At 32.9% G+C, this 13,217-nt stretch carries 12 protein-coding genes; 5 read left to right on the forward strand and 7 right to left on the reverse strand.

Annotation, left to right across the window (positions count from 1 at the left end; translation table 11 throughout):
- Positions 1-130 precede the first annotated feature (130 nt).
- Positions 131-1,732, reverse strand: coding sequence for an ABC-F family ATP-binding cassette domain-containing protein (locus LQ686_RS10815; protein ID WP_025906039.1), 1,602 nt, complete (start codon positions 1,730-1,732; stop codon positions 131-133).
- A gap of 143 nt (positions 1,733-1,875) precedes the next feature.
- Between LQ686_RS10815 and LQ686_RS10820 the strand changes: the two genes are divergently transcribed.
- The 5 genes from LQ686_RS10820 (at position 1,876) to lacG (ending at position 7,360) form a co-directional block, all read left to right on the forward strand.
- Positions 1,876-2,778, forward strand: a complete 903-nt coding sequence (locus LQ686_RS10820; protein ID WP_107596755.1) for a CvfB family protein — start codon at positions 1,876-1,878, stop codon at positions 2,776-2,778.
- Between the two features lie 257 nt (positions 2,779-3,035).
- A complete protein-coding gene (locus LQ686_RS10825) occupies positions 3,036-3,905 on the forward strand; it encodes a CAT RNA binding domain-containing protein (protein WP_025906041.1) in 870 nt (289 codons plus the stop codon).
- Complete coding sequence (locus LQ686_RS10830) at positions 3,898-4,230, forward strand: PTS lactose/cellobiose transporter subunit IIA (protein ID WP_119593745.1); 333 nt, start codon at positions 3,898-3,900, stop codon at positions 4,228-4,230. Before LQ686_RS10825 ends, LQ686_RS10830 begins: the two co-directional genes overlap by 8 nt.
- Positions 4,231-4,235: 5 nt before the next feature.
- Positions 4,236-5,927, forward strand: coding sequence for a lactose/cellobiose PTS transporter subunit IIB (locus LQ686_RS10835; protein ID WP_119593743.1), 1,692 nt, complete (start codon positions 4,236-4,238; stop codon positions 5,925-5,927).
- Positions 5,928-5,944: 17 nt separating this feature from the next.
- Positions 5,945-7,360: a 6-phospho-beta-galactosidase gene (lacG, locus tag LQ686_RS10840; protein WP_210136058.1), complete on the forward strand. Its 1,416-nt coding sequence runs from the start codon at positions 5,945-5,947 to the stop codon at positions 7,358-7,360.
- A gap of 51 nt (positions 7,361-7,411) precedes the next feature.
- On the opposite strand, the gene lacD is transcribed toward lacG, so the two are convergent.
- The 6 genes from lacD to pepF form a co-directional block, all read right to left on the reverse strand.
- Positions 7,412-8,350 (reverse strand): tagatose-bisphosphate aldolase, encoded by a 939-nt coding sequence (lacD, locus tag LQ686_RS10845; protein WP_025906046.1) that lies wholly within the window; start codon positions 8,348-8,350, stop codon positions 7,412-7,414.
- The gene (locus LQ686_RS10850; protein WP_239733322.1) at positions 8,351-9,301 is read right to left on the reverse strand and encodes a 1-phosphofructokinase family hexose kinase; all 951 of its coding nucleotides are present in this window, start codon (positions 9,299-9,301) and stop codon (positions 8,351-8,353) included.
- On the reverse strand, positions 9,298-9,825 hold the full coding sequence (gene lacB / locus LQ686_RS10855) for a galactose-6-phosphate isomerase subunit LacB (protein WP_103361014.1): 528 nt from the start codon (positions 9,823-9,825) through the stop codon (positions 9,298-9,300). Before lacB ends, LQ686_RS10850 begins: the two co-directional genes overlap by 4 nt.
- Before the next feature lie 12 nt (positions 9,826-9,837).
- The gene (locus LQ686_RS10860) at positions 9,838-10,269 is read right to left on the reverse strand and encodes an RpiB/LacA/LacB family sugar-phosphate isomerase (protein WP_025906049.1); all 432 of its coding nucleotides are present in this window, start codon (positions 10,267-10,269) and stop codon (positions 9,838-9,840) included.
- A gap of 141 nt (positions 10,270-10,410) precedes the next feature.
- Positions 10,411-11,157, reverse strand: a complete 747-nt coding sequence (locus tag LQ686_RS10865; protein ID WP_172965063.1) for a DeoR/GlpR family DNA-binding transcription regulator — start codon at positions 11,155-11,157, stop codon at positions 10,411-10,413.
- Between the two features lie 191 nt (positions 11,158-11,348).
- Entirely contained in the window at positions 11,349-13,145 is a 1,797-nt protein-coding gene (gene pepF / locus LQ686_RS10870) for an oligoendopeptidase F (protein ID WP_103361013.1), read from the reverse strand.
- Positions 13,146-13,217 lie beyond the last annotated feature (72 nt).

Genomic DNA, 13,217 nt, shown 5'->3' on the forward strand with positions numbered 1-13,217 from the left:
GATTCGAAGACTACAGGCTGAGAACATGCCCGCGGAAAGCATGCGCATAAAAAAATGCCGGCAAAGTCTAAGACTTTGTCGACACTCTGAACTGAGACATGTCCTCATGTCTCAGTTATATATATGCTAATTAGTTATATACACCTTGATCTCTCAAGTATTCTTCATAACTGATTTCTTTAGAAATTGCGCCGTCTTCTTTGATTTCAATTACACGGTTAGCGATTGTATTGATAAATTCAAAGTCATATGAAGTAAAGATTAATGATCCTTTGAAGTTCTTCAATCCATCATTGACTGCAGTGATACTTTCTAAGTCTAAGTGGTTTGTTGGTTCATCGAGTAATAATACGTTAGAGTTTGACAACATCATTTTACTTAACATACATCTTACTTTTTCTCCACCTGAAAGGACACTTGCTTTTTTCTTAACTTCTTCACCACTAAATAACATGCGTCCAAGGAATCCTCTTAAGAATGTTTCTGTTTGTTCTTCTGGTGGTGCATACTGTCTTAACCAGTCAACTAAGTTCATTTCTATTCCTTCGAAATAATCTGAGTTATCTTTTGGTAAATATGATTGTGTAGTTGTAACGCCCCATTTAACTGTTCCTTCATCTGGTTCAATTTCACCAGCTAAAATACGAAGTAGGGTAGTTTTAGCAATCTCACTTTCTCCGATTAATACAGCTTTATCATTTGGATTCATTGTAAATGAAACGTTATTTAATACTTTTTGACCGTCAATTGTTTTTGAAAGACCTTGAACTTGTAATAAGTCGTTACCGATTTCTCGTTCAATTGTGAAATTAACGAATGGATAACGTCTTGATGATGGTTGAATGTCATCGAGTTCAATTTTTTCAAGCATTTTCTTACGGCTTGTTGCTTGCTTAGATTTAGAAGCGTTCGCACTAAATCTTGCGATAAAGTCTTGTAATTCTTTAATACGTTCTTCTTTTTTCTTGTTTTGGTCTTGAGCCATTTGAGTAGCAAGTTGACTTGATTGATACCAGAAGTCATAGTTTCCGACAAATAGTTTAATTTTGCCGTAGTCTAAGTCAGCTATATGTGTACATACATTGTTTAAGAAATGTCTATCATGTGATACGACGATAACTGTATTCTCAAAATTAATTAAGAAATCTTCTAACCAAGCAATCGCTTTAATATCTAAACCGTTTGTAGGCTCATCGAGTAATAGAACATCTGGCTCACCGAATAAACTTTGAGCAAGAAGTACTTTTACTTTTTGGTTGTTTTCTAATTCAGACATCATTTTGTCATGTAATTCGTCTTTAATACCTAAACCTGAAAGTAATACAGATGCATCCGCTTCTGCATTCCATCCGTTCATTTCAGCAAACTCACCTTCAAGTTCTGCTGCACGCATACCATCTTCATCTGAGAAATCTGGTTTCATATAAATTTCGTTTTTCTCAGTCATAACTTGCCATAATTTTTCATGACCTTTTAATACAACATCAATCACTTTTTCATCTTCGTGCGCAAAGTGATCCTGTTTTAATACTGCTAAACGTTCATCTTTACCAAGTGAAACATGACCTGATTGAGAATCTAATTCGCCTGATAATACTTTTAAGAACGTTGATTTCCCAGCTCCATTAGCACCGATAAGTCCGTAACAGTTACCTGGTGTGAACTTAATATTTACATCTTCAAAAAGCTTACGATCACCGAAACGTAAACTTACATTCGTAACTTGTAACATTAAATGACTCCTTTTCATTAATACTTCTACCGATGAATTATATCATAAATGAAACAAAAATGGGCAAGAGTTTGAACAGTCGTTACACGAAGCAAAATGCATGTTATAATGAATAAACGAAAAACATATGAATGGAGAATGACATGACAAACGAAAAAGATACGCTTGTAGGTCGCATAGACTTTTTAAAAGTGGATAGATTGGAAGGTTCAACTTATCATTTACTTGGACCAAATAGCGAACCTATTAAAATGAATGCTTCAGAAGTCGAAGATGACGATCAATTAGAAATCGGTGAAGATTATAGTTTCTTTGTATATCCAAGCCGATCTGGAGAATTATTTGCTACACAAAACATGCCAACTATTACAAAAGACCGTTATGATTGGGTAAAAGTATTGAGAGTAGACCGTGATGGTGCTGCAGTAGATGTAGGATTACCTAGAGAAGTACTCATTCCATGGGAAGATCTACCTAAAGTTAAAGAACTATGGCCACAAAACGGTGACATGATATTCTGTACACTTAGAATAGATAGTAATAGTCAAATGTTTGCGAGATTAGCAACAGAAACAATCGTCGACACGATGTACAAAACGGCTGAAGAATCTATGTTACATCAACATGTAACAGCAAGACCATATCGTTTATTAAGAGTAGGTACTTTCCTATTATCTGAAGATGGTTATAAAATTTTTGTGCATGAATCAGAACGTAAGCATGAACCAAGACTAGGCGAAGAAATGGATGTCAGAATCATCGGGGTAAAAGAAAACGGTGAATTAAATGGTTCATTCTTACCATTGGCACATGAAAGACTAGATGAAGATGGCCAAGTGATATTTGATTTGCTTGTAGAATATGACGGAGAATTACCATTCTGGGATAAATCAAACCCAGAAGCAATTAAAGAAGTCTTTAATATGAGTAAAGCAAGTTTCAAACGTGCTATCGGTAGATTATATAAACAAAAATTGATCACAATCGAGACTGGTAAAATTACCATCACTAAAAAAGGTTGGGCTCAAGTTAAAAAAGAAGACTAATCATAAAACCAAACTGACACTTCTAAATGAAGTTAAGTTTGGTTTTTTATTGCGATTATATTCCATTTAATTACAATATTGACATAATTTAAAAAGCGTTGTAAATTATAAATGTAACAATATCGAACATTAATAAACAATTAAATGTTTGGATCGTGACTATTCAATTAGGCGAAAACCACAATTCTTGAGGTGCATCAGTCACCTCTAAGTCTTGTGGTATTTTTTATTTCAAATGATTGGAGGTATTGCTGCCTATGATAATCAAACAAGTCCTTAACAATAATGTTGCTATTGCCATCACTGAAAATGGTGAAGAAGTAATCGCTATGGGGAAAGGGATCGTGTTCTCAAAAAAGAAAGGTGATTTCTTATCTCATCAAACACCCGAGAAAATCTTTAGACTCGATAATCAAGAAGTGAGATTTCATTTACAGTCATTAGTTAATGATGTACCCGTACCTATTATTACGACATGTTGTGAAATCATAAATGATGTTCAACATAAATTTGATTTTACGTTTCAAGATTATATTTATGTCACGTTAACACACCATTTACATCACGCTGTCAATATTCATCAAAACAACCAAAAGATACAGACATTTTCTATTGATGTTAAAAGCATTCATCCTCGTGCATTTGAATCTAGTTTATACGCATTGACGATTATTAAACGAAATTTAAATATTTCTTTTCCAGCATATGAAGCAAATAATCTAGCATTACATTTTATCAATGCTGAGCAGCCTGAGGGTATCGAAAATCAAACCGCTTATAAAAATAAAAATATTCAACTGAACGATTTAATCAATTGCTTAAATCAAATAGGTATCACACGGAATAGGTCCAATGAATATTATAATGATAGATTCATTCAGCACTTAAAGTATTTAACGGAACACATTCTTGATTATTCTGAAGACTTATCTCAACAAGTTGATATATCATTCCAACAGCATTTAAAAACACACTATCCAAATTCTTATTTGTATGCAAAAGACTTATATAACGCCATATCAAGAAAGTTCAATATTGTTATTAATCAACATCACTTGTTCTATTTTCAGTTGCATATAGAACGCATAATATCATCACAAAAAGGAGGCACAACAAAAGATGAGTAGAGAAGAGAATATGATGGTAGGTTTCACTATTGTTGCGATAGCTGGGGATGCAAGAAGAGAAGTTATGGCTGCTATGGAAAAAGCTAAAAACGGACTATTTGATGAAGCGCGTAGTCATATTGAAAGTGCAAATACATATATAACGGAAGCACATAAAGAACAAACCCAATGTTTAGCTCAAGAAGCAAGTGGTGAATCATCTGAATTAAGTTTTATTATGGTACACGGTCAAGATCACTTAATGACAACGATGGCACTACGTGATTCTGTAAATTACATCATTGATATTTATGAACAACTTCAAACTTTAAAACAAAATTGGTGATACATGTGAATAAGATAATTAAATTTATTGAAAAGATGAAACCATTTTTTGAAAAAGTGGCTTCTAATCCATACTTAACAGCAATTAGAGATGGCTTCGTTGCATTAATGCCAGTTATTTTATTTTCATCATTATTTATTTTAGTTGCTTACGTACCGAACGTTTGGGGATTCCATTGGCCAAAAAATATCGAAACAACCATTATGAAAGTTTATCAGTTCACGATGGGTATGTTAGCACTTTATATGGCAGGAACCGTTACGAAATCATTAACTGACAATAAAAACTTAAAATTACCTAAAACGAACCAAATCAATGTCATTTCAACATTCGTAGCTGCCGAATCTTCATTACTAATTGTAGCGATGAATCCCGTTAAAGACGGTATAAGCATTGACATGCTTGGTACTAAAGGACTTATCGCATCATTTATCGTGGCATTTGTAATACCGAACATTTATAAATTCTTTATTGGTCGAAATATCACAATCAAGATGCCACCTCAAGTACCTGGTAATATCGCACAAGCGTTTAAAGATATGATCCCGTTTGCCGCTTCTGTCGGTTTATTCTGGATTATCGATATCGCCATTCGTCAAATTGCTAATGGTAACTTAGCAGAATTGGCGACAATTATACTGTCACCATTATTTACTGCTGCAAATGGTTACTTAGGATTTGCGATTATCTTCGGATTTATAGCTTTCTTCTGGTTTATAGGTGTACATGGACCATCTGTAGTAGGTCCTGCTGTTATTGCGATTATGTATAACAACCAAGTTGAAAACTTAAGATTATTTAGAGAAGGTCAACACGCACATATTGCATTAACACAAAGTACACAAGACTTTGTAGCACTGATTGGAGGTACTGGTGCCACATTCTTAGTTCCATATATATTTATATTCTTGTGTAAGTCTAAAGAACTTAAAGCTGTTGGTAAGGCGTCATTTATTCCTACAACATTTGCTGTAAATGAACCTTTATTATTTGGTGCACCAATTATTTTAAACCCTGTATTCATGATACCTTTTATCGTGACACCAATTCTTAACTCATGGGTATTGAAATTCTTCGTAGAAAATCTTGGTATGAATGGTTTCATGCATTTCTTACCATGGCCGACACCAGGACCTATAGTTATTTATATGGCATCAAACTTTGCGCCATTATCTTTATTATTAATTGCCGTTATTATGATACTCGACTTTGTGATTTGGATGCCATTTATTAAAGCATATGATCGCATTAAAGTGAGTGAAGAACGCGGTACGATTGAAAGTCAAAATATTGTGCAGCCTCAATCAAACGTAGAGTCAAACGATAATAGTCAGGTAGAAACTACTGATACTAAAGTTCAATATGACATTAAGGATCACGTCACCGTATTAGTCGTATGTGCTGGTGGAGGTACAAGTGGTATACTCGCTAATTCGTTAAACAAAGCTGCTAAAGAACAAAACATTCATTTAAATGCTACTGCGAGAGCATATGGTCAAGATATGGATTTAATTAAAGATATGAACATTGTTATATTAGCCCCTCAAATGGATTCAATGAAAAATGAAATGAAGAAATATACTGACCAACATAATGCTCTTCTTATGACAACAACAGGTAAAGAATATATTGCACTTACAAGAGATGGAGAAGCGGCAATAGAGAAGATATACAAACTACTATCAGAAGAAAAATAAACTAAAGGAGTATAAGCATGTTAGAATTACCAAAAACTTTTGTACTAGGCGCTGCAACTGCAGCATATCAAGTAGAAGGGTCAAGCAAAGTAGATGGAAAGGGACGTGTGCTTTGGGATGAATTTTTAGAGAAACAAGGAAGATTCAGCCCAGATCCAGCAAGTGATTTTCATAATCGATATGAAGAAGATATTAAATTAGCTTCAGAACATGGTATTAAAGCGTTAAGAATTTCTATTGCTTGGTCTCGCATATTTCCAAAAGGGTATGGGGATGTTAATCAAAAAGGGGTAACATATTATAAAAATGTATTTGCGACATGTCGTAAATATAATATTGAACCATATGTGACATTACATCATTTTGATACGCCTGAAGAACTATTCAAACAAGGGGATTGGTTATGTAAGGAGAACATCACGCATTTTGTGAACTATGCAGCATTTTGCTTTGAGACATTTAAAGATGATATTCAATATTGGATGACGATTAATGAACCGATCGCATATACTTTAGGTCAATATGTAACAGGTGCGTTTCCACCTGGTGAACAATATCAAGTCGTAAAGTGTCTCCAAGCTCAACATAATCTTATTGTTGCGCATAGTAAAGTAGTTAAACTCTATAAAGAGAAAGGTTATAACGGAGAAATCGGTATTATACATGCTTTAACTCAAATTTATCCAATTGATCAACACCCTGAAAATGTGAAAGCTGCTAAAGTACAAGATACATTTATCAATGGATTTTTATTAGATGGTACATTTTTAGGAGCATATTCTAGTGAGAAAATGGATATAATTAATCATTTGCTTAATATATATGATGGTTCATTAGATATGACGGAAGAGGAAATGGCAATCATTGAAGAAGCTAGTCAATTACAAGATTTCTTAGGCATCAATTATTATCAAAGTAATTGGGTGAAAGCAAATGAAGCGGATAGCTTAATACATCATAATGGTACAGGGGACAAAGGTAGTTCGATTTTTAGACTTAAACAAATAGCTGAAATTGTTAAAAACCATGACGTTCCAACGACTGACTGGGATTGGTATATTTATCCTAAAGGTTTATATGATATGATTATGCGCATTAAAGAAGACTATCCAAATTATAAAAAGCTGCTGATCACTGAGAATGGACTTGGGTATAAAGATCAATTTATAGACGAACAAACAATCATAGATGATCAGCCACGTATTGACTATATAGCTACACATTTAGAAAGCATTAGTGATGCGATTAAAGATGGTGCTAATATAACAGGTTATTTTGTTTGGTCATTGCAAGATATGTTTAGTTGGTCTAATGGTTATAATAAGCGATACGGATTATTCTATATCGACTTTGAAACTCAGAAAAGATATATCAAGAAAAGTGCACTATGGTATAAAGCACTATCTGAGTCATTAGAGAATAAAACAAAATAAACATGAAACTAAACCCCGCTTCTAGATTAAATAGAAGCGGGGTATTTATTATTAATTTATAGCTGTTGCATATTGTTCAATCACTTTATTTAAATTTTGTATATTAGTTATACCTTCATCATTTAACCAAGCATTACATCCTTGTTCACCATCTTTAACATATGCTTGAGTTGCACCTGCCCATGTTGCTCTTCCACATAATACACCGTTAAATTTAGATTCTGATTCATAAGCAAATTTCAATGTTTCTTGGAATAAAGTAGGTGATACACCTGCACTTAAGAAGATAAATGGTAAATGCGTTGCAACTGATTGCTCTTTGAAATACTGTTGAGCTTGTGCTTTCGTATATACTGGGTTATCACCAAAGCCTTCTACAAAATTCATATTAACTGGTACTTCCACTTTTAATACATCTACTTTAAATCGATCTTCTGAGAATAATTTCATTGCTTCAATAACTTTATGAGGTTTAACTTTTGCGTATGCTTCGCTTAAATTATCATCATTTGTTGCGTCATATGACACGATTTCTAAGAAAAATGGTATATCCAACGCTACACACTCAGCACCAACTCTTTCTACAAATGCTTCTTTTTGTGCGTTGATTTCTTGTGATTCATCAATATCAAAATATACGAGTAATTTAATGGCATCTGCACCTTGTTCTTTAAGTGCATGTACTGACCATGTATTTAATAAATCAGGTAAGCGACCTGGTGTTGCTTTATCATATCCTGTCTTTTCGTAAGCTAAGATTAAACCGCAGTTAGGATGTCTTTCTTTTGAAGCGGGTAATCCATACTCAGGATCTAATAATATACTAGAAGAAAATTCCGTTAATGTCTTAGATATTTGTACTTTAAAATCTTCTATCGTTTCTGATGCTACATTTTCACAAAACATTTTCTTTAATGCACCGCGTTGATCAATGGCAAGTGCAGCAATTTGGCCTAAATCGTTTGTGAGTTTTGATAAATTTTTAACCATTTAAAAACACTCCAATTGTTCAATTTTTATTTTTGCTAAATAATACTCAAAATTCTCTTTCGTTAAGAATCCAGTTTTCTGTTCTAAAGCATTCGCAATTCCAGCAGCCATGGCTGATTTAACAGCATAGTGAACATCATGTTTATGTATGAGTCCATAACTAAATCCTGCAATAGAACTATCACCAGAACCAACTGCATTAACAGCTTTAATTTTAGGAATATTTACTTTGTAAATTTGATGCTGATATTTATAAAGTGCACCATTAGAACCAAGTGAAATCATCACGCATGGAATTTGGCTTAAAAGAGGGGATCTCAATGCTTCGATAATCTCTTGGTGATTATCATAATCTTTCACATTAAATAGCTGATTTAGTTCCTCGATATTAGGTTTTATTAAATAAGGTAAGCTTTGACCTTCATGATTTAATAAATCTTTTAAAGTATGACCATTTACATCTAACAATACTTTCTTACCGTGACTAACAGCGAAATCGATAAGTGCCTGATAAGTTTCAACATTCATGCCTGGTAGAGCACTACCTGATATCGCAATAATGTCATGCGCTTGAATAAGTTCATTCACATGCTTCATAAATGACTGAATATCTTCTTGCGTATTTGAATACCCTGGTTCAAGTAATTCTGTTTGATGCGCGCCATTTAAAATCGCAATACATTGTCTCGATTCAATATTTGTTTCATAAAAATCATGTTTAATATGATCTTGTTCTAAATCACGCTTAATAAATTCACCAGTAGTACCTCCGATAACGCCAGTTGCCAAATGAGCAATGCCTAAAATGTTTGCTACTCTCGTAACATTCAATCCTTTGCCACCAGCTGTTTTAATAACATTTTTAACGCGATTCGTTTGGTTCAATTCAAAATGATCTAGTTGATAGGCGATATCCACTGAAGTATTTAATGTAATTGTTAATAATTTCAATGTTTCACCTCATCCACATATTCTCCTTTATTCCATTTATCAATATATTTGTTAAACTGATTGGAATCATATTGAACTTGGTCGTCTGTTAACAATTGATTCATGCGTTCAATTAATTGATCTGATTCCGTTGTTTGGATATACTCAGCATTTATAAAGGTTTCAACGATATCAGTTATTAAATCAATGCCTGAAATCGTTCCACCGACACCAATAATATTGCAATTATATTTTTCTTTCGCTATACGAGCGCTTGTAATGTCTCGCACGAGCGCAACTCTCGCATTAGGTACTTTATTTGCTGAAACACTAATACCTACACCTGTACCACAAAGTACAACACCTAAGTCAGCTTTTCCTTCTGTAACAGCTTTTGCGACATTTACACCATAAATAGGGTAGTGTGTTCTTTGATGATCATAAGTTCCAACATCTATCACTTCATGACCAATACTTTTAATAAAATCTGATACTTTGATTTTTTCATCCGTAACGATATGATCGCATCCAATAGCTATCTTCATTTAACTTCCTCCTTAACACAAACTATTTAACATATCTATTCTGATCTGATGGCGGCCAGCATCATAAGATGATTCTCCAAATGCTTTAGCACAGTTAACCGCTAGAGTAGGGCCAACAATTTCAGAAGCAAGAATCATAATTTTTGTATTGTTGTGACGTGCTGTCATATAAGCAGAACGGTCATCTGAAACTGAAGCAGCGATTATATTTTTATGTTTGTTCGCGATAATGAATGGTGCAATTCCATAATCATCAATGATTAAAGCCTTAGTATCTTCATTATTTTTAACTGCTTCTATAGTATTTACAGTTACAGCAAACACATCGTCTTCAAGTGTCTCATCATACAAATCAATCCATTCAATGTTAGAATGAGATAGTTCCTGAATAATCTTGTCTTTTAAAGGGCTAGATTTACGAATACAATTAATAAAAACTTTCATATACTTCCTCCTATGTTTGTAATTGTTCGTTTTTGTTAATTATAATATAAAATCAAACATGTTTTCTGTCAATAAAAAACGCAATATAAAATAGCGATATGCTATTCTATATTGCGTTTCTTTTAATATTCATTTTGATAACTATTTAATCTTGTTTGGATATGTGTTTAATATTTCTTCACTTACATCATCATCTGATATAACAGCATCGACATCGTTAATATTATAGAAGTTATATAATGCTTGAACACCGAATTTTGTGCTGTCTGCTGTGATATATTTAAGCTTTGCATTTTCCAAGATAATATGAATACCTTTGCCTTCTTCTTCATTAGCAGTTGTTAATTTCTGACCATATATACCGTTAACTCCGACAAATGCTTTTGCTACATGAAAATCTTCCATCATTTTGTTCGCAAAGTGTCCGATAAATGTACCCGTTTTAGATCTGAAACGACCACCTACGAGTAATACATCAATGTTCGATAAATCTTTATATTGTAAGAATATATCAAGCGAATTTGTAAATATGCTTAAGTTCTTGTCTTTAATAAAATCAAATATGAGTTCATTTGTAGAACCTGAACCGATAAATATAATATCTTCATTATGAATGAGTTCGCCACACTTTTGAGCGATTTTCATTTTATTAGAAACATTGATGGTTTGCTTTTCTTTATGTGACTTTTCATTATATAAGTTATCTTCAATTAATTTAGCGCCACCATGAATTCTATTTAATAAACCATTGTTTTCTAGTTCTTGTAAATCTCTTCTTATTGTCATTTCAGCAACGTTCATCTTCTCTGAAAGGGAAGATACTTTCACAGACATATTATTTTTAAGTTCATCCATTATAAAACGGTGCCTATCAACTTTTAATTTCACTTGTGATCCTCCTATATATTAACTTTTTAATAAGTTCGAATTTGTTTGATTATATTGTAACACAAATAATATTAAAATTAGAATAATATATATAATACAGTTGTTTAATAAGGATGTTTATATTGAATAAGAAAATGTAGAGACTGAAACAATAAAGTGTACCAGTCTCTAAATTAATAATAGAAAAGATATTATTCAATTTCGTTTGTGAGTGATTCTAGCTCGTCGATTAAATGACCGATATACGCGATTGTTTCTTTAAGTGGTTTATCTGTCGTAATATCAATACCTGCCATTTGAGCAAGTTCAACAGGAGATTTAGAACCACCAGCTTTTAAGACATTTAACCAATCTTCAACAGCAGGTTGTCCTTCTTTTTCAATTCTTTGACTCATAGCAGTTCCGATTGTTAAACCTGCTGAATACGTATAAGGATATAAGCCCATATAATAATGTGGTTGGCGCATCCAAGTTAATTCTGCACCTTCTGTTATTTCAACTTCGTCTCCCCAGAAATCTGAAATAACTTGTTTCTTAATACTATTTAAAAGTGGGGCAGTGAGTGCTTCACCTTTATCAACATGTCTATATACTTCTCTTTGATATTTAGCTTCTAATAAATGGGTTACCATATTATGATAGTACGTTCTTGAAATAATTGAACTAATAACCCAACGTTTAAATTTCGGATCATCTGATTTCTTCAATAAACTATTAGCCATTAACATTTCATTCATTGTTGATGGTGCTTCTACAAAGTACATTGAACAATCAGCTTGGTATACATTTTGATGTGCATTTGCTAAATTAAAGTGTCCTGCATGACCTAGTTCATGTGCTAATACAAATACTTCAGTCATCTTACTTGTCCATGAAATAAATATGAATGGGTTAACACCGTATGGACTTGCACAATAAGCACCTGTTTGTTTCCCTTTGTTTTGAGGGAAGTCAATCCAACGTTTATCATAACTATCATTGACCATTTGCATATAATCTTCACCAAGTACACTTAATGCTTCTTTAATATATTCTTTAGAGCCTTCAATTGATACATCCGGTTCATAAGTAGGGTCTAATGATATACGTAAATCTTCAAATTTCAATTTATCTAGATTATTTGTACGTTTAAGTAATTGCGCATATCTTCTCATATGTGGTGCTAATTCTTCTGAAATAACATCAATTTGACGATCATACATTTCTCTTGTTACATCTTGTGATTCTAATAAGAAATCAATAACTGAGTCGTAACCACGTAATTCAGATTCAATTTTTTCTTTTTGAACGTGAGCGTTGTATGTTGCTGCAGTTGTATTTTCATAACGACGTAATGCATCACTAAATTTCTTGAATGCATTTCGTCTAACTTCTGTATTAGAGTCAACTTCGTAATCACCTTCAAATGATACATAATCTAAAGGTATTTCTTCTCCATTCGCTTCAAAAGTACCAAACTCAATATCTAACATTTTCGTAATACCATATAATTCATATGGCGCACCAAAAGTAGGTGAGAAGGTTGCTAACGCTTTTTCTACTTCAGGATGTAGAGTATGTTCTTTTTGACGTTTTAACAACGTTAAATATTTAGGATACTCAGATTGTTTAATTAAAGCATTGAATGCTTCATCATCTAATTGCAAAATTTCTGACTCTACAAATGATAATAAACCAGCTACTTTTCCATATGTAGTAGAAAATTGTGCAGCTACTTTTTGACTTTGTTCATCTGTTGTATCAGTCGAATAAAGTAATTCTGCATATGTACTTAAGTGAATAATACTTACAATAAGATCAGCTTGTTCACGTAAAGCAGATTCAATCGTTGATATTTCATTTAACTGATTCACGTATTTTTCATTAAATGCAGTAACGTTCTCAACTAAATCTTTTAATGCACTGTAAAATGCATCATTGTCTTGATACAAACTTGAAAGATCCCATGTTTCTTGAACAGGAACTTCGCTTCTTAATAATTGTCCCATCAAATCACCCTTTTTTAAAAATTTACTTATTTATGTACTTATGTACATATTATACATATAAACATCTTCTAC

Origin of the sequence: Mammaliicoccus sp. J-M41, from assembly GCF_022385935.1 — a bacterium.
GTDB classification, from domain to species: Bacteria; Bacillota; Bacilli; order Staphylococcales; family Staphylococcaceae; genus Mammaliicoccus; species Mammaliicoccus sciuri_A.